This is a genomic window from Planifilum fulgidum (assembly GCF_900113175.1).
GTDB lineage: Bacteria > Bacillota > Bacilli > Thermoactinomycetales > DSM-44946 > Planifilum > Planifilum fulgidum.
The window spans coordinates 155,461-172,374 of sequence record NZ_FOOK01000004.1 but is presented as its reverse complement, the minus strand read 5'-3'; the positions used below and the strand labels follow the sequence as shown (position 1 = coordinate 172,374).

Below are 16,914 nucleotides of genomic sequence, written 5' to 3'. Positions count from 1 at the left end.
CCGGATTTCCTCAATGAGGCGTCTTTCCGAACGAATTCCGTACAAATAACCGATCAAAAGCATTTTGAACAGCATGACCGGATCGATGCAAGGACGCCCATTATCTTGACAATACAAGGGGCGGCATTTTTCCGCGATAAACGAAAAGTCGATGGTTTCATTGATTTTTCTAAGCAAGTGATCTTGGGGAACAAGGTCTTCTATGTTGACTGTTTCGGGTTGAAATTCCCTGGATGGGTTCGTCCTGAACATATAAAAACCTTCCTTCGGAATTGTTTTATTCCGAATTCAACAAAAAAGGCTGTTGACCCTTCTTTGTCAACAGCCTCGGGGAGGGCCATCGCCCTCCCTTTTTTCTAATCGCCTCCGTTCAGCATCATGTTGAACCGTTTCAAAAAATCCCGCAGGCGGTCGCTTTCCGGGTTGCCGAAGATCTTCGACGGCGGTCCCTGTTCCACGATCCGCCCCTCGTCGAAGAAGACGACCCGGTCCGCCACCTCCCGGGCGAAGCTCATCTCGTGGGTGATCAGCATCATCGCCATCTCGCCTTCCCGGGCGATCTCCTTGATCACCTCGAGCACCTCCCCCACGGTCTCCGGGTCCAGGGCGGAGGTGGGCTCGTCAAACAGCATCACCTTGGGCCGCATCACCAGCGCCCGGGCGATGGCCACCCGCTGCTGCTGCCCTCCCGACAGACTGGCCGGATACTGATCGATCTTGTCCAGCATTCCCACCTTCTCCAGCATGCGCTTCGCCCGCGCCTCCGCCTCTTCCCGGGAAAGTCCCAGCACCTTGATCGGGGCTTCGGTGCAGTTGCGCAGGATGGTCATGTGGGGAAACAGGTTGAAATGCTGAAACACCATCCCGATGTCTCCCCGCACCTCGTGCAGGTGCTTCTCATCGGCGGGGACGAGTTTGCCGTCCACCTCCTTGTGCCAGAGATGGCGTCCGCCCACTTCGATGGTGCCCGAATCCGGCCGCTCCAGGGTCATCAGCACCCGGGCCATGGTGGTTTTTCCGGAGCCGCTGGGGCCGATGATCGCCACCCGCTCCCCGGGATACAGGTCAAAATCGATGTCCTTGAGCACGTGGTGGTCGCCGAAGTACTTGTTGATCCCCCGGTACTTGACGATCGGTTCCGCCTTTCGGGAAGGCGGCATTCCGCCCTCCGCCCGAACGCTTTCCTTCACGCTCTCATCACTCCCTCCGCTCATCCTTCCGGGGCGGACTTCGTCCGCTCTCCCAACCGGTTCAGATCCATCTTCCGCTCCGCCCGTTTCACGAGCAGGGAGGCCGCATAACTGAGAATCAGGAAGAAGATTCCCACCAGCGTCATCGGTTCCATGTACCGGAAGGTTTCGGCGCCGATCTCCTTGGCGGCGCCCACCATCTCCATCAGGCCGATGGCGGAAAGGTAGGGCGTCTCCTTGAACATGACAATCAGGTAGTTGCCCAGGACGGGAACGATGGGGCGGATCGCCTGAGGAAGAATGATGCTCTGCCACATCTGCCTCTTGGAGAAATTGAGGGCCGTCGCCGCTTCCCACTGCCCCTTGCTCACCGATTCGATCCCGGCCCGGTACACTTCCGAAACATAGGCGGCGTAGTGGATTCCCAGCCCCAACGCCCCCGCCGCAAAGGCGCTCAGGGTGAGGCCGATTTCCGGCATCACGAAGTAGATGAAATACAGCTGCACCAGAAGGGGCGTGAGCCGAATAAACTCCACGGCGCCGCCGGCAAGGCCCGCGAGGATCCGGTTTTTGGAGCGGCGCACCAAGGCGAAAATCAGTCCCAGCACCAGGGCCAAAAGAAACCCCGCCACCGTCGCTCCGATCGTCACGTGTAGGACGCCGAGCAGCTTCGGGAGCACTTCCCGCAAGGTGTAATCCCAATCCCACACCATGTCAGACCGCCGTCCTTCCCGCGCCGAACCGGCTTTCCACCCGGCGCATGATCCGCGTAAGGAGATAGCCGATGACGAAGTAGCCGACCAGCAACAGGCCGAGCAGCTGCGGCGTGTGTCCCACGGTGTTCCGCATCTGGATGATGTTGTTGGTCATCTCGGGGATGAAAATGAGCGACAGCAGCGCGGTTCCCTTCAGCATCTCGATCAGGAGATTGCCGAAGGAAGGCAGCATGATCCGGAAGGCCTGGGGCAGGATAATGCTCCGCATCCGCTGGGCGGGGGTCATATTGAGGGCGATCCCCGCTTCGTGCTGCCCCCGGGGAACGGCCAGGATGGCGCTCCGGACCACCTCCGAACCGTAGGAGCCGTAGTTGAAGGTGAAGGCCAAAATCCCGACGAGATCCGAGGGAAGATGGATTCCCGCCAGCACCGGCAGGGCGAAATACAGCCAGTACAACTGGACGAGCAGCGAAGTCCCGCGGAAAAACTCCACCACGGCACCGGCCGCCCAACGCAGGGGGCGCCACCGGGACAGGCGGGCGAAGCCGGCCAAAAAGGAAAAAATGAAGGCCAGAATCGCGGAATAGCACAGCACTTGCAGAGTGACGACCATCCCTTGAACGAGGGAAGGCAATACCTGAAACCAAACGTCGATGGCTACCACAACCTTTCAGCGAAAACTGTTGAGGGGCCGAAAGGCCCCGCTTCTCAGCCCCGGCAGAGTTCCTCGGCGGTTTTTTCTCCGGGCAAATTCTCTTCGGAGAAGTTGAATCGCTGAAGGATCTCCAGCAGTTTGCCGCTCTCCTTCATCCTTTGAAGCTCCCGGTTGTAAGCCTCTAGCAAATCCCTGTCATCCTTCCGGAAGGCGGTCGCACCGTATCCCACGATGCTCTCGCCGTCAATCACCGGTTGCCGGAAATCCTCCACCGTTTCGACTCCGTCATCCCCCTCGGCCTCCAGCACTTCCCGGAGCGAGGGACCGGTCATGGTGATGGCATCCACCCGTCCCGTCTTCAGCATGGCCAAGGCGGCGGGCTGATCCTGCACGCTTTTGATCTGCTGTTCCTTTACACCCACCTGCTTCAAATATTGCTTCTCAATGGCTCCCTGCATCACGGCCACGGTGACATCTGGATTATTCGCAATATCCTCATAACTGCGAAGATTCTTTGGATTTCCTTTCTTCACCGCCAGCGCCTCGCCGATCCGATACTCCGGATGGGCAAAGGCCACTTCCCGGCACCGTTCCGGGGTGATATACATGCCGGCGGTGATGGCGTCGAACCGTTTCGCCTTCAGTCCCGGAATCAGCTGTCCGAAATCCGTGAGGATCGGCTCGATCTTTTCGATGCCCATCTGCTTGAACACATGGCGGGCGATCTCCACCGCCTCGCCGGTGACCTCGCCGTCCTCTGTCCGGTACGCATAAGGTTTTTCATTGGCAAAGCCGACCTTGATCACCCCCTCTTCCCTGGCCTTTTCCAGGGAAGAGCCTCCTCCCGGGTCCAGGGCGCCGCACCCGGCGGCGACTGCGACCAAGAGGGAGACCAAGGCGAACCGAATGGAAAGCTTCAAATTGTTCCCCCCATTCCACCCTTTTGAATTTGGGACAACCGCCAATTTCGCCGTTCATTTTATCGTTTTCGGACAAAGGAGGTCAAAAAGGAGAGAGGGGGGACATTTCGGACCTGCAAGAGACAGTCCCGATGGCCGGGGGTAAGAAGCCGGGCCTTCACAAATCCTTCCGTTTCAGGCCGCATGCATCCATATGCTGACGAAATACAAACCCATGTTCGGGTTTCGCGGGACAAAAACGGCCTTCCCTCGCGGGAAGGCCGCCGGTTCATTTACCGATACTTTTTCACAAACCGCTCGATCCGATCCATCGCCTTTTCCAGCTGATTCATCGAGGTGGCGTAGGAAATGCGGATGTGATCGGGGGAACCAAAACCGGACCCGGGAACCACAGCGACGAGCTCTTCCTCCAACAGCGCCTTCGCCCATTCGTCCACATCCCGGAACCGCCCCGATGCTTCGACAACATCCCGGACGTTGACAAAGGCGTAAAAAGCCCCCTGGGGCTCCAGACAGCGCAGCCCCTCGATGTTTCGGATCCGCTTTACGACGTAATCCCTTCGCTCCTTGAAGGCTTTTTTCATCTCCCGGACCGGTTCCTGCGATCCGTTGAGCGCCGCCAGGGCCGCGTACTGGGCCACCGATGTCGGATTGGAGGTGGAATGGCTGGACAAACTGGTCATGGCCCGGATCACCTCGGCATTGCCCGCGGCATAGCCGATGCGCCACCCGGTCATGGAGTAGGTTTTGGACACCCCGTTGATCACGATGGTTTGCTCATAAAATTGCGGTCCCAACCGGGCAATGCTGACGTGGGCCTGGTCCCCGTAAATCAGGTGTTCATAGATTTCATCGGAAATGATCACCAGTCCGTGCTCCAGGCAAACCCGGCCCAAAGCCTCCAGTTCTTCCCGGCTGTAAACCATCCCGGTGGGGTTGGACGGGCTGTTGATGAGAAAAGCCCGGGTGCGCCCGGTGATCGCACCGCGAAGCTGCTCCGGCGTGACCTTGAAGGATCGCTCTTCTTCCCCCCGGATGATGACCGGCGTCCCTCCGGCCAATTTCACCTGCTCGACATAGCTCACCCAGTACGGGGCGGGAATGATCACTTCGTCTCCCGGATCGATGAGCACCTGAAACAGATTGTACAGGGCGTGTTTGGCCCCCGAGGTCACGACGATCTGTTCCGGTCGATAGGTCAGGCCGTTGTCCCGCCGGAACTTCTCGACGATCGCCTGCTTCAGCTCGGGAATGCCTCCGGAGGGCGTGTATTTGGTATGACCGGCGCGCATGGCCTCCTCGGCGGCCCGGAGAATCGGTTCGGGCGTGTTGAAATCGGGCTCCCCGGCGCCGAGTCCGATCACATCGCGCCCCTGTTTTTTCAACTCTTTTGCCTTTGCCGTGATGGCCAGAGTGGTTGACGGCGCAAGTTGCTGAACCCGCTTGGACAGTTTCACTTTCTCTCTCCCCCCATACTCTGCTCACGGTCTATTATCCCAAAAAGATCTCCGTTTAAGAAGATGTTCGCACAAAAAAACCCGGATCAGATCCGGGCCTTCTCCGGTGTTTGCGCGCGAAGCAGCCGGCGGAATTCGTCGCCGGACAGCACCTCTTCCGAAAGCAGAATCTCCAAGGACTGTTCCATCACCCGCCTGTGGCTGGAGAGGATGCGGCTCGTCCGCTCTTCCAGTTCCTTCAGAATGCGGAGGGATTCCTCGTGCATTTTTTCTTTGCTCATTAGCTCCGGGTCGACGATCCCCAGATCCGACAGACCGGTCCGGATCAGCGTCCGGACATGGCGGTGAGCCTGTTGGAAATCGTTTTGGGCGCCGGTGCTGCGGTTTCCGTAAAATTCCCGCTCCGCCGCGGCCCCGGCAAGGCAGACCATGATCCGCCCTTCGATCTCTTCCCGGGTATACAGGTAACGGTCTTCACCGGGATGTTGCCGCACATATCCCAGGGCCTGGCCCCGGGGGGACAGGGAAACCCGGGAAACGGAACCGGGTTGGACGATTTCCGCCACGATGGCGTGTCCCAACTCGTGAACGGCAACCCGCTCCCTTTCTTCCCGCGTCGCCTTCCTGTCGGTCATCTCGCCCATCATCACCTTGTCGATGGCCGCGGACAGGTGTTGGGGACCGATTTTCTTTTCCCCGTCCCGGAGGGCGTAAATGGCCGCCTCATTGGCCAGGCTCTCCAATTGGGCCCCGGAAAAGCCGAAGGTCTCCGCGGCAACCTTGTCCAAATCCACCTTTTCATCCAGGGGCTTGTTCCGCATGTGCAGCTGAAGAATCTGTTTTCGGGCCCGCTTGTCCGGCAGGTCCACCTCGATATGCCGGTCAAAGCGCCCGGGACGCAGCAGCGCCGGATCCAGGAGCTCCTTGCGGTTGGTGGCGGCGATCACCAGAAGCTGGATTTCCTGGTCCGAGGAGATGCCGTCCATCTCCGTCAAGAGCTGGTTCAGGGTCTGGTCGTATTCCCGGTGCTGGGTGCCTCCTTCGCGCTTTCCCCCGATGGCGTCGATTTCGTCGATGAAAACCACTCCGCTCTTTTTTCCGCTCCTTTTCGCCCGCCTGCGGGCCTCCCGAAAGAGCTGCCGGATGCGCTGCGCTCCGACTCCCACGTACATTTCCACAAACTCGCTTCCCGATGCGGACACGAACACCGAATCGGTGTAGCGGGCGGCGGCCTTGGCCATCAGGGTTTTTCCGGTGCCCGGCGGGCCCGCCAGCAGAATGCCCTTGATGGGCCGGATGCCGTAGGAGTCGATCTGTTTCCGGTGGATCAGGAAATCCAGGGCCTCCTTCAGTTCCTTTTTGGCCCGCTCCTGCCCGCCGATATCGTCAAAGGAAATGTCCGGGATGCTGAGGTCCCGATGCTTCCTCTCCGTTCCCGCCAAACTGATCCCTTTGCCCGAGCGGGTGCGGAAATAGGCAACGATCGCCCCTGCCGCGACCAAAAGGAGGATGAGGGGAAGCGGGTCATAACCGAGATACAGGGCAAACAGGAGGACTCCGATCAGCGCCCCGGCCAAAATTCCCCAAATCATGCCCCCTCACCTCCCCTGCCGGCCTCCAGGGGGAGCACGCGGTAGAGGGAATGACCTTCGTGATGAAGGGCCACATAGATGAACCGGTCATCCATCGCCACCTCGTGCCGGACCTTTGCCGCTTCGGCCACCCTTTCGACGGTTTCGGGAATCCGGGTGTACCGCTTTCGGACCACGGCCTCGGTCACGCCGAAGGCCATTTGGCTCCAGGCTTTTTCCAGGACGGCATCCGCCCGGTCAACCAGTCGGATGTGGAGCTCACGCCCCCCGGAAAGGGATCGAAGCTTTTCCTGAAGGGGGATGTAATCGGCAGCCAATGAAAAATTTTCATCCGTGCGCAATCGAATCTCAATTTCATCCGGTTTTATCCGCAACGCTTCCAGTGTCACATGGGGCGTCGATTGAATCGCTTTTTCCATGGGCTTTTCAAGGTTGAACCACTGGTGAGCGAAATAGCCTCCAAACAAGACGATCAGCGTGACAAGCAAGCTCAACACCGCGGGCATGGCGCGGATATTCACCGATGTCACGCTCCTCTCCCACAATAAAAATTCAATTGAATTATATCATATATAACATATTGGTAGATGATAGGAATTTATGGAATAAAAAAATTGCGGCGATGGCCGCGGACTAGGACGTGCGAAAAATGTAGCGGATCTGCTTCTTCCGATCCGGAGACGGATGGGTGGTATCCAGCCGGATTTCCATACGCACCAGTTCACCGTCGCCGCTTCGGTACCACAGACGGTAGAGCACCCGGATCTTTCGGCTGGCGCTCAGGGCGATCTCCCGCGCCGCTTTTTGGGAGCCCATCTGCTTCTCCACGATCTTTCCGATCTTTTCCCGGTCCAGTACGATTTCCATCCCCTCGATCCCCTGCTCCCGTGAGGGAAGGGGCGTGATCCGCCCGGCCGCCTCCCGGAGCAACAGGAGATGGTCCCGGGGGGAAATCAGTCCGAATTGGCGTTCGGACAATGTTTCCCGGTTTTCGCTCCGGACGAGCTCGATTTGGTCCCCTTTCTTGGTCACCTCAATCGGCTCGTCGGTCCCCTCGCTTTTCAGTGTCCAGTCCGCCCCCTTCTGTTCGCCGACGAAGCGAAGATCGGAAGGTTCTCCGAGGATGATCGAAAAAGATAAGGGCTCACGCGCCAATTGGCGTTCCACAATCTGATGCAACCCTTCCCGAAGGGACCTCTGATCGGACGGGGGGGCGGTTGGCGCCGGCTCCGGGTGCGCTTTGCATCCGAAGAGAAAGAGCAAAACCAACAGCCACCACAGATTGCGCATGACACGGCTCTCCCCTTAGGTCCAGGATTTCCTTCCATATGTACGCAACCGGCCTTTCCCTTATCACCTTTCAAAAGAAAAATGCCCATCCGATGGGCATACATGAAAAAATGTGAACTCATTGTGGACAGTCCCGCCGGAGATAATAATTCACGCGGAGGAGGTGATGAGGTGACCGCTTCCCTTTCCCCGGGATGGCTGATCGGAACCCTGGAAACGCATCTTTCCGGGGAGGAAATGGAAAAAATCCGCCCCTTTTTGCACGCGGAATCCTGGGCTTCCCCCGCCCGGCGAAATCAACTGCTTGAAGTCGAAGACGAAGAAATCCCCCTCCGTTTTCGGCTGAACATCGAACTGAAAGTTTAACCTGTCGTTAGTTTAACAAACCTTCTCCTGCCTATTCGCCTCCCCCATCATTTACCTGCCCGCGCGGCAGGTTTTTTCAGGGACGGATCGCGTCAAAGGCTTTTTGCGCGTGATACCGGATCTTCTCCTCGTCCAGGGTGAGGCATTGCCGGTTCCGGAGAAGGGGGCGCCCGTCCACATACACATCCAGCACGTCATCCCGGGAGGCGGAATAGACCAGGTGGGATTCAACGTCGTGCAGGGGCTGCATGTGGGGCCCCGTCAGATCGATCGTGATGAAGTCCGCCTTTTTGCCCGGTTCCAGGGTCCCGATCCGATCCTCCAGGAACAGGGCTTCGGCTCCGTACAACGTTCCCATCCGGAGGGCGACGGGAGCGGGCACGGCCTGGGGATCCCGATGGACGCCCTTGTGGATGAGGGCCGCCAGCCGGATCTCCTCCAACATGTCCAGATTATTGTTGCTCGCCGGGCCGTCCGTGCCCAGCGCGGGGCGAATGCCCGCTTCGAGCATCTGCGGGATGGGGGCGATGCCGCTGCCCAATTTCAGATTGCTCCCCGGGTTGTGGGAGACTTTCACCCCGCATTCCGCCAGAATCGCGATCTCTTCCGGCGTCAGGTGAACCGCGTGGGCCACCAGGGCCGGTCCGTCGAAGACGCCCAGCCGGCGCAGGTGTTCCACGGGACGGAGGCCGTACTGCTCCACATTTTGCCGGACTTCCGCCTCCGTCTCCGACATGTGGGTGTGAAGGGGAAGCCCCAACTCCCGGGCCTTGTCCACAAACCGGGCGATGTAGTCGGGGGGACAGGTGTAGGGGGCGTGGGGGGCCATCATCGTTGTGATCCTTCCCTGCGCCGCCCCGTTCCACTCGCGGGCGAACCGGACCGCCTCTTCCAGCTTGGCCCGACGTTCCTCCTCGGAACAAAGGCCGATGGCTCCCCGGCACAAAACGGCGCGGATTCCCGCCTCCTCCACCACTTGTCCCACCTGATCCATGTGGTCATACATGTCCAGGAAGCAGGTGGTCCCGCCCTTGATCATCTCCAGCACGGACAGGGCCGATCCCCAACGGACCTGTTCGGGGCCGAAACGGGCTTCCATCGGCCAAATTTTTTCTTCCAGCCAGGTTTTCAGCGGATCGTCGTCGGCATATCCCCTGAGCAGGGACATGGCCGCGTGTCCGTGGGTATTCACAAACCCCGGCAAAATCGCCCTCCCGGCCATGTTCACCACTTCATCGTACCCGTCGGTCTCCGACGGCACCGGTCCGACATAGGCGATCCGGTCGTCCTCCACGGCCAGCGCCGCATCCGCCAGGGGCTTCTCCCCCTCCTTCATCGTCAAGATGGTCGCATGCACAAACAGGCGCTTCAACCGCCTTCCCTCCCTTGGCAGCTTCGACACATCCCCACCATATCGCAAACCTCGCGGAGAGACAAGTCACTTCCGCTTCCTCTCCACAAAATCCAGGATTGGAGTCAAATCAAAGCGGTTTTCCCGGGACAAGAGGGGCTGAAACAGATCTCCCGTCTCGTCCAGGCGGCGGTGAATCGTCGGAAGGGTGAACTTTTCCGGGACAAGCCCCGGCTTCAGCTCCGACCACCTCAGGGGGGTGGAAACCGTCGCCCGCGCCCTGGCCCGGGGCGAGTAAGGGGCGATCAGGGATTTGCCCCTCCAGTGCTGCAGATAGTCGAAATACACTTTGTCGCCGCGGTTCTTTTTGAGCCGTTCCAGCGTGATGAGCCGCGGGTGTTTTTCCTCCAGGTATCGGGCGATGAACCGGCTCACCCGGCGCGTCTGTTCAAACGAGAGCCTCCCCTGGATGGGGATATACAGCTGCAGCCCGGTCGCCCCGGAGGTCTTCACCCAGGCATCCAGCTCCAGTTGGTTCAGCACCTCCCGGGTCAGAAGGGCCGCCTCCATCACCCGGTCAAACCCCTCCACGGAGGGGTCCAGATCGAAAACCAGCTCCGGCGGGTGATCGGGGTCATCCGCGTAGTGGAAGGAAAGGTGAAACTCCAGGCAGGCCAGATTGGCCAGCCAAATCAAAGTGGGCGTGTTCTCCAAAAGAACGTACGTGACTTGTCCCTCCCGGACCGTGGCAATCCAATCGGGGGCATTGGGAGGGACGTTTTTCTGATAAAAAAAGGTGTCGCCGACGCCGTGCGGATACCGGATGGTGGTCAGCAACCGACGCCGGGAGTGGGCCAGCAGAAAAGGGGCCAGTCGGGCAAGGTGCAGCACATAATCCCATTTGGTGATTCCCGCCGCCGGGTACAACATCTTTTCCGGATTGGAAATTGCGATCTCTTTTCCCTCCACCGACACCATTCGCCGGGACGCCACCTCAAGTCCCCCCTTTTTCCGGCCGGACACCCGCCCAAATCGGGCAGGACAAATGTCTGACGAAGGGGCCGTGACATACATTGAGACAGAACCCTTGCCAATGAGGAGGAACCAGCGTGAAGGAAAGGAAAATGATTCCCTCGCCTGATTCTCAAGCGGAAATCTGGGAAACGTACGTGGATTCCGGATATGCCCCCTTCGGCGATGACGGGGTCACGGGTTATCCGGAATCCTATCCCGGATACGATCCCCGGGTCAGCATCTATCCCTTTTTCCCGGTAATTCCCGTCCCCGTTCCCCTTTTTCCGCCCTTCTTCTTTCCGCCGCCGTTCTTCCCGCGCCGCCGTTTATACTGGTGACTTTCTTCAACTCCCGAAACCGTCAGCCGGTGCCGGGAGTTGAATTTTTCACTCCCACGGAAAGGATGGACGGGCTGCGCAGGGTTCCGTCGGGAGTCCACTCCAAATAACGGATCTGGGCCTTAATCAAGGGCTCCACCCAGACCGCCGAAGGCGGGACGGGAGCGAGAGACGGCGGGGGACTTTCCCGGCGGATCAGGGGAAGCGCCCTCGTGAGGGCCTCGATGCGTTCCTGGTCCAATCCGGAGGAGGCCCGCCCGATGTAAGCAAGCCCCCCATCTTCCTCCCGGGCCAGAAGCAGCGAATTGACCCGTCCCTGGCGGAGCGTGACGCCGACGACGACCGCCTCCAGCTGCCGGAAATGTTTCACCTTGAGCCAGGTGGGATGTTTTCTCCCGATGTGGTAGCGTCCCTTTCTTTCCTTGATCACGATCCCTTCCATTCCTTCTTTGCCGGTGCGCTCCCACAAGGCCATTCCGTCCTCGTAGCTGTCGCAGAAATGAATCCGCTCCGAACCGGGGAGAATGCGGGCCAGCTGCTCAAGCCGTTTTTCGAGGGGATGATCGAGCAGCCATTTTCCATCCAGAAAGATCAGATCAAATACCACGTAAAAAACGGGAATCCTTTCCATCAGACCCGGACCGATGCGGCGGGAAAGGTCCCTTTTCAGCACCCGAAAAAAGTCGGGTTTTCCGGTGCCGGGATGAAGGGCGATCACTTCCCCATCCATCAAAGCTTCCTTCGCGGCCGTATCTCCCAGCGCCGCCACCAGTTCCGGATACGTTTCCGTCCGTTCCCGCCGGCGCCGGTTCCACAGGCGAACCTGTCCCTTTTCCACGTGGGCCAGCACCCGGACGCCGTCCCACTTGACCTGATACAACCGATCCGCCCCTTGGATCACCCGGTCCGAAAGAACCGGCTCCATCGGTTGGATCGGCCCCGGCTTTCTTTCCCACCCCATCCTCTTCGCCCCCCGGATTCTTCAGAAAAAGATTCTAAGCCGCCTTGGGGCCCCATATACTGGTACAAACCCTTCGCGAGGGGGATTTCCATGCCCTGGTCCGGGAAAAACCCTTGGAAAAACGCTTTTCTGTACACGGCCGCGGCCGTGAATCTCATGCTGGCCGCCCTCCTTCTGGTGCGCCACGCATGGGCGCCCCCCGTCGAGGTTCCGTCGATGGCCAAACCGGAGGCCCCGTCCTACCGCTCGGAATACCTGGAACAGTACGAGGGCTCCAGTGTTCACGACGGCTGGAGGGTGGATCATTACCGGCAAATCGAAGTGATCACCGACGAAGAAGGCCGCGTGGTGAAGGAAAGGCCGACGCAGGATGTGACCCATATCCGGTACTGGATCGGAAAATAATCCCTCATCCCGTCGTCCTCTTCTTCCGCTTCCCTTTTCCCTTGGGCTGGGTCGCTTCCAGGCTGGCCTTGAGGGCTTCCATCAGATCGACCACCTTCTCCGGGCGGGATTCGGGCGCTTCCACGATCTCCTCCCCGCGAATCTTCTTGTCGATGACCGCCTCGAGGGATTCGCGATAATGGTCCTTATATTTTTGCGGATCAAAGGAAGTGGACAAGTTCTCGATCAATTGACGGGCCATTTCCAGTTCCTTCGCCGGCAGTTCCGCCTCCTCCGGCAAGCCGGGCACCCGGTCGGCGCTCCGCACCTCGTCGGGGTAAAAAATGGTCTCCATCACCAGCGCGCGCCGGTAGGAGCGGACCACCGCCAGCGACTGTTTGGACCGGATCGTCAGTTGAGCGACGCCGATCTTTCCCGTCGATTCAATCGCTTCCCGCAGGAGGGCGTAGGCCCTCTCCCCGGTATCCCCGGGGCCGAGATAGTAGGACCGGTCGAAATAGATCGGGTCGATCTCCTTGAGGTCCACGAAATCCAGGATTTCGATGGTGCGGCGATTGTCCGGGAGGATCGACTCCAGTTCCTCCTTTTCCATCAGGACGAACCGCCCGTCGGCGTATTCGTATCCCTTGACCACCTCGTCCCAGGGAACCTCCTTGTTGCATGTGGGGCAGGTGCGGGCATAACGGATCGGCGTTTTGCACGGCCGGTGGAGATGGCGGAACGAGACCTGTTTTTCGTCCGTCGCCGCGTACATGCGCACCGGAATGTTCACCAGTCCGAAGCTGATCGATCCCTTCCATATGGTGTGCAACCCGATCACCTCCATTCTTAGGATGGGCGCCCAGAAGGTGATTCACCGCGGAAAAAACAGGGGGACATCACCCTTTGACCAATTCCCGCCAGCAGTTGCGGGTCTCTTCGGGACGCCCTTCCAGCATGTGACATACCCCTTCGTAAAAAAGGGGTTCTTTCCAACCGGCGTCCAGTTCGCGGGCTTTTCGGAAATGTCCCGCCGCCCGCGCCGCATCCCCCTTCTCCAGCAACACCCGGCCCAGCTGATAATGCCCCAGCGCCCGAATCCGGGGTTTTTCCTGTTCGATCACCCGCTCCGCCGCCAGCTGCGCCTCTTCGAAGTTGGTCCGGCGGGTGAACACCCGGGAGCGGATCACCAGCCACAGGGGCTGGTCCGTCCATTCCACGGGAATGCGGCGGATGATCGCCTCCACCTTTTCGACATCCCCCATCTCCAGCAAAATCCAGGCATAGGTGAACAGGAGGTCCGGATCCCCGGGCGCCAGGGACAACCCCTTTTTCAGCCAGGCCAGGGCTTCCTGCCCCCTTCCGGCGACCCAGGTATTCCAGCCCATTCCCTGATAAGCACCGATCCGCCGCGCATCCCGGCTGAGGATTTTTCGATACCAGGAGAGGGCCTTTTCCGTCTCCCCCATCTCTTCGTAATCCCGGGCGATGGTTTCCATCGCCTGCAGGCTGTCGGTCTTTTCAAAGGCCAGCATCCGCCAGTAGGCGACGCTGTCCCACTGCTTCAATTTCCGATGGCAATTGGCCAGCATCCACATCGCTTCCTCGTCGTTCTCATCCAACAATAGGGCTTGATAAAAGCAGGGAATCGCTTCGTGATACTCGCCCAGCCGGTAGTGGCAGGCACCCAGATTGAACCAGGTGTCCGCCTCGTTCTGCCGGTGGGAGAGGGCCTTCCGGAACTGGCGGATCGCTCCCCGCTCGTCCCCCTCCCGGACGCGGACACACCCCATCATGTGGCGGGCGAAGGCGATGAAGACATCGTGATTCGTCGTGGAAGCGATCAATTGAAAGTGCCGGTAAGCTTCATCCGTGTTCCCCTTCTGGAAGTGGCTCAAGGCCAGGTACACCCGTCCCAGCAGAAATTCCGGCTCTTCTTCGACGACCTCCCGGAAGGCTTCTTCCGCCTCGACGAACATGTTCAAACGGTAAAAACCCTGCCCCTGGCGAAATCGGCGCACCACCATCTCATCCAGTTCAAATTCCCCCTCCAGCTCCTCCCCTTCCTCCGCCAATTCCGGATATGCATGGACCAGGCGGACGATGCGATCTTCGATGTCCGCCCAGGCCTCCAGCAGGTTGTCGCAAGCCCGCTTGATCTGGACAAACCGTTCCCGCAGCCTCTTCCTTTCTTCCGGCGAGCCGGCGGGATACCGCTTTTCGATCTCCTTCAGCGCTCGCTTCACCGTTTCTGTCCACTGATGAAACATTGAAATCCTCCTCGACCGTCAAGGGATGCTACAGGGCATTATGTCCAGCGGAAATAAAAAAATCCGCCGGGTATTCCCGACGGATTCAGGCTGTTGACAACGTATCAGGAGGGAGCGATTTTTCGTCGAGCGACTCGCCACCGCGTGGAGTCGAGACGAAAAATCGCCTCCCGATTCCCAAGCCGGGAGTTTTGTCAGCAGCCTCCGCCAGGTATTCCCGGCGGATCAAAGCGACCGGATCAGAGCGCCGTTCCGTGCACCTCTTCGCCGATCACTTCGAGAATTTCGTTTTGGTCGCCCATGATGGCGATCCGCGGGCGGTGGCGTTTGATTTCCTCCTCGTCCATCAGGGCGTAGGCGATGATGATCACTTTGTCGCCCGGCTGCACCAATCGGGCCGCCGCGCCGTTCAGGCAGACGGTCCGGCTGCCCCGGGGACCGGGGATCACGTAGGTTTCCAGGCGGGCCCCGTTGTTGTTGTTGACGATTTGCACCTTTTCACCCGGCAGGATGTCCACCCGCTCGAGCAGTTCTTCGTCGATGGTGACGCTCCCCACATAGTTGAGATTGGCTTCGGTCACGGTGGCCCGGTGAATTTTGGCCTTCATCATCGTGCGGAGCATGGAGTTTCCTCCTTTTCGTCCAGGATGGTGTTGTCGATCAGGCGGGTGGAGCCGAATCGGACGGCGACGGCGACGATCACCCGCCGCCCCTTGAGTTCCTCCACCGGAGTCAGTTCGGGATAGGCGAGCACGTCCACATAGTCGATCCGGGCCAGGGGTTTGGAGGAAATCCTCCGCTTCAGGTATTCGATCGCTTGGCTGGCCCGGGTCATTTCCCCCCGTTTCACCTTTTCGGCCACTTCGCGCAGGCCCGCGGACAAAACCGTCGCCTGCTTCCGCTCCTCCTCGGACAGATAAACATTTCGGGAACTGACGGCCAATCCGTCCTTTTCCCGCACCGTGGGACAGGGAACCACCGTGACCGGAAAATGGAGGTCCCGGACCATTTGTTCCACCACGGCCACCTGCTGGGCATCCTTCATCCCGAAATAGGCGCGGTCCGGCTCGACGATGTGGAACAACTTGGTCACCACCGTGGCCACGCCGTCGAAGTGACCGGGACGGGAAGCGCCGCACAGCCGGTCGGTCAGCCGCGAAACGGTCACTTTGGTGAGGGGCGTTTGGGGATACATCTCTTCCACGGACGGGGCGAAGAGAAAATCGACGCCCGCCTGTTCGGCGATCTTGGCATCCCGCTCCAGATCCCGGGGGTATCGCTCATAATCCTCCCCGGGGCCGAACTGGAGGGGATTGACAAAGACGGAAAGCACCACGACATCGCATTCTTCCCGGGCTTTCCGGATCAGGGAAACATGCCCCTCATGCAGGTATCCCATGGTGGGAACCAGGCCGATCCGCCGGTCCCGCAGGGGGCGCAGGAAAGCGCGCAAATCCTTGACGGTCGTCACGGTTTTCATCCGTTTTCTCCCCCCCTGCCGCCGTACAGGGCCGCCTGCACCTCGGGAGAGTGAAAAACGTGCTCCTCCTCCGGAAAGCGCCTTTCGCGGACATCCTCCACATAGCGGCGAAGGGCATCCACGATCTGCTTGCCCACCTCGGCGTAGGTCTTGACGAAAGAAGGCCGGATGTCGCTGGCCATCTGCAACACGTCGTGATAGACGAGCACCTGTCCGTCGCAATGGCGGCCCGCCCCGATTCCGATGGTGGGGACGCTGACCGCCCCGGTGATTTCCCGGGCCAGTTCCTCCGGAACGCATTCCAGCACCAGGGCGAAGATGCCCGCCTCCTCCAGCATCCGGGCCTCCCGGAGGATGCGCCGGGCCATCTCCGCATCCTTCCCCTGAATCCGGTATCCCCCAAGCTGGTGCACCGACTGGGGCGTAAGGCCCAGATGCCCCATCACCGGAATGCCGGCGGCGGTGCAGGCCCGCACCGCGTCAACGATCGCCTCGCCGCCCTCCATTTTCACTCCCTGGGCACCGCCCTCCTGCATCAGGCGGCCGGCGGCCCGAAGAACCTCCTCCTTTCCCAGATGGGCCGTCAGGAAAGGAAGATCGGCCACCACCATGGCCCGCTCGGCTCCCCGCACCACCGCCTTGGTGTGATGGGTCATGTCGTCCAGGGTGACGGGGACGGTCGAGTCGTAGCCCAAAACGACCATGCCGAGGGAATCCCCGACCAGAATCACATCGACGCCGGCCGCCTCCGCCAGCTTGGCCGACGGGTAATCATAGGCCGTCAGCATGGCGATGGGCTCTCCCTTTTGCTTCATCCGGGAAAGGGTACGCGTCGTCACCTTTGAAGATTTGCCCATGTGTTTCCCCCCTGTTCGCGGCTCCGGGGAGGAGAAGAAAAAACGCCTTCAGCCCATAAGGACCAAAGGCGCT

The 16,914-nt window shown here is 59.8% G+C and carries 20 protein-coding genes; 3 read left to right on the top strand and 17 right to left on the bottom strand.

Annotated features, from left to right (window positions below):
- The 9 genes from BM063_RS03860 to BM063_RS03820 all read right to left on the bottom strand — a co-directional run.
- Positions 1–252: transposase (locus BM063_RS03860; RefSeq protein WP_143085220.1), on the bottom strand; the 252-nt coding region annotated here is incomplete at its 3' end.
- Positions 253–356: 104 nt separating this feature from the next.
- Positions 357–1,160 carry an ectoine/hydroxyectoine ABC transporter ATP-binding protein EhuA gene (gene ehuA, locus BM063_RS03855; RefSeq protein WP_281246676.1) on the bottom strand — a complete coding sequence of 268 codons (804 nt, stop codon included), beginning with the start codon at positions 1,158–1,160 and terminating at the stop codon, positions 357–359.
- A gap of 50 nt (positions 1,161–1,210) precedes the next feature.
- Positions 1,211–1,900 (bottom strand): ectoine/hydroxyectoine ABC transporter permease subunit EhuD, encoded by a 690-nt coding sequence (gene ehuD / locus BM063_RS03850; protein ID WP_092036030.1) that lies wholly within the window; start codon positions 1,898–1,900, stop codon positions 1,211–1,213.
- A 4-nt stretch (positions 1,901–1,904) separates the two neighbouring features.
- Entirely contained in the window at positions 1,905–2,570 is a 666-nt protein-coding gene (gene ehuC / locus BM063_RS03845) for an ectoine/hydroxyectoine ABC transporter permease subunit EhuC (RefSeq protein ID WP_245752002.1), read from the bottom strand.
- A gap of 44 nt (positions 2,571–2,614) precedes the next feature.
- Positions 2,615–3,481, bottom strand: a complete 867-nt coding sequence (ehuB, locus tag BM063_RS03840; RefSeq protein WP_092035985.1) for an ectoine/hydroxyectoine ABC transporter substrate-binding protein EhuB — start codon at positions 3,479–3,481, stop codon at positions 2,615–2,617.
- A 272-nt stretch (positions 3,482–3,753) separates the two neighbouring features.
- Positions 3,754–4,938 (bottom strand): pyridoxal phosphate-dependent aminotransferase, encoded by a 1,185-nt coding sequence (locus BM063_RS03835; RefSeq protein ID WP_092035984.1) that lies wholly within the window; start codon positions 4,936–4,938, stop codon positions 3,754–3,756.
- An 86-nt stretch (positions 4,939–5,024) separates the two neighbouring features.
- Complete coding sequence (locus tag BM063_RS03830) at positions 5,025–6,530, bottom strand: AAA family ATPase (RefSeq protein WP_092035983.1); 1,506 nt, start codon at positions 6,528–6,530, stop codon at positions 5,025–5,027.
- Entirely contained in the window at positions 6,527–7,051 is a 525-nt protein-coding gene (locus BM063_RS03825; protein WP_092035982.1) for a hypothetical protein, read from the bottom strand. The genes BM063_RS03830 and BM063_RS03825 overlap by 4 nt, the downstream gene beginning before the upstream one ends.
- 112 nt (positions 7,052–7,163) lie before the next feature.
- On the bottom strand, positions 7,164–7,820 hold the full coding sequence (locus BM063_RS03820) for a hypothetical protein (RefSeq protein WP_092035981.1): 657 nt from the start codon (positions 7,818–7,820) through the stop codon (positions 7,164–7,166).
- Positions 7,821–7,991: 171 nt separating this feature from the next.
- On the opposite strand from BM063_RS03820, the gene BM063_RS03815 reads away from it, so the two are divergent.
- Positions 7,992–8,186: a hypothetical protein gene (locus BM063_RS03815; RefSeq protein WP_092035980.1), complete on the top strand. Its 195-nt coding sequence runs from the start codon at positions 7,992–7,994 to the stop codon at positions 8,184–8,186.
- A gap of 76 nt (positions 8,187–8,262) precedes the next feature.
- On the opposite strand, the gene BM063_RS03810 is transcribed toward BM063_RS03815, so the two are convergent.
- Together BM063_RS03810 and ligD are read right to left on the bottom strand one after the other, a co-directional pair.
- Entirely contained in the window at positions 8,263–9,522 is a 1,260-nt protein-coding gene (locus BM063_RS03810) for an amidohydrolase (RefSeq protein ID WP_092036026.1), read from the bottom strand.
- Between the two features lie 102 nt (positions 9,523–9,624).
- A complete protein-coding gene (ligD, locus tag BM063_RS03805) occupies positions 9,625–10,530 on the bottom strand; it encodes a non-homologous end-joining DNA ligase (protein WP_245752001.1) in 906 nt (301 codons plus the stop codon).
- Positions 10,531–10,646: 116 nt separating this feature from the next.
- Between ligD and BM063_RS03800 the strand changes: the two genes are divergently transcribed.
- Positions 10,647–10,889, top strand: coding sequence for a hypothetical protein (locus tag BM063_RS03800; RefSeq protein ID WP_092035978.1), 243 nt, complete (start codon positions 10,647–10,649; stop codon positions 10,887–10,889).
- Positions 10,890–10,911: 22 nt separating this feature from the next.
- Here the strand turns inward: BM063_RS03800 and BM063_RS03795 are convergent, their stop codons facing one another.
- On the bottom strand, positions 10,912–11,850 hold the full coding sequence (locus tag BM063_RS03795; protein ID WP_092035977.1) for an ATP-dependent DNA ligase: 939 nt from the start codon (positions 11,848–11,850) through the stop codon (positions 10,912–10,914).
- Positions 11,851–11,940: 90 nt separating this feature from the next.
- On the opposite strand from BM063_RS03795, the gene BM063_RS03790 reads away from it, so the two are divergent.
- Positions 11,941–12,255: a hypothetical protein gene (locus BM063_RS03790; RefSeq protein ID WP_092035976.1), complete on the top strand. Its 315-nt coding sequence runs from the start codon at positions 11,941–11,943 to the stop codon at positions 12,253–12,255.
- Between the two features lie 4 nt (positions 12,256–12,259).
- Here BM063_RS03790 and ku read toward each other — a convergent pair whose 3' ends face one another.
- From ku to panB, 5 genes are all read right to left on the bottom strand, one after another.
- Entirely contained in the window at positions 12,260–13,066 is an 807-nt protein-coding gene (ku, locus tag BM063_RS03785; protein ID WP_092035975.1) for a non-homologous end joining protein Ku, read from the bottom strand.
- Positions 13,067–13,133: 67 nt separating this feature from the next.
- Complete coding sequence (locus BM063_RS03780) at positions 13,134–14,504, bottom strand: tetratricopeptide repeat protein (RefSeq protein ID WP_092035974.1); 1,371 nt, start codon at positions 14,502–14,504, stop codon at positions 13,134–13,136.
- A gap of 239 nt (positions 14,505–14,743) precedes the next feature.
- Positions 14,744–15,127: an aspartate 1-decarboxylase gene (gene panD, locus BM063_RS03775; RefSeq protein ID WP_092035973.1), complete on the bottom strand. Its 384-nt coding sequence runs from the start codon at positions 15,125–15,127 to the stop codon at positions 14,744–14,746.
- On the bottom strand, positions 15,112–15,984 hold the full coding sequence (panC, locus tag BM063_RS03770) for a pantoate--beta-alanine ligase (protein WP_092035972.1): 873 nt from the start codon (positions 15,982–15,984) through the stop codon (positions 15,112–15,114). The genes panD and panC overlap by 16 nt, the downstream gene beginning before the upstream one ends.
- On the bottom strand, positions 15,981–16,841 hold the full coding sequence (gene panB, locus BM063_RS03765; protein WP_092035971.1) for a 3-methyl-2-oxobutanoate hydroxymethyltransferase: 861 nt from the start codon (positions 16,839–16,841) through the stop codon (positions 15,981–15,983). The genes panC and panB overlap by 4 nt, the downstream gene beginning before the upstream one ends.
- Between the last annotated feature and the right edge of the window lie 73 nt (positions 16,842–16,914).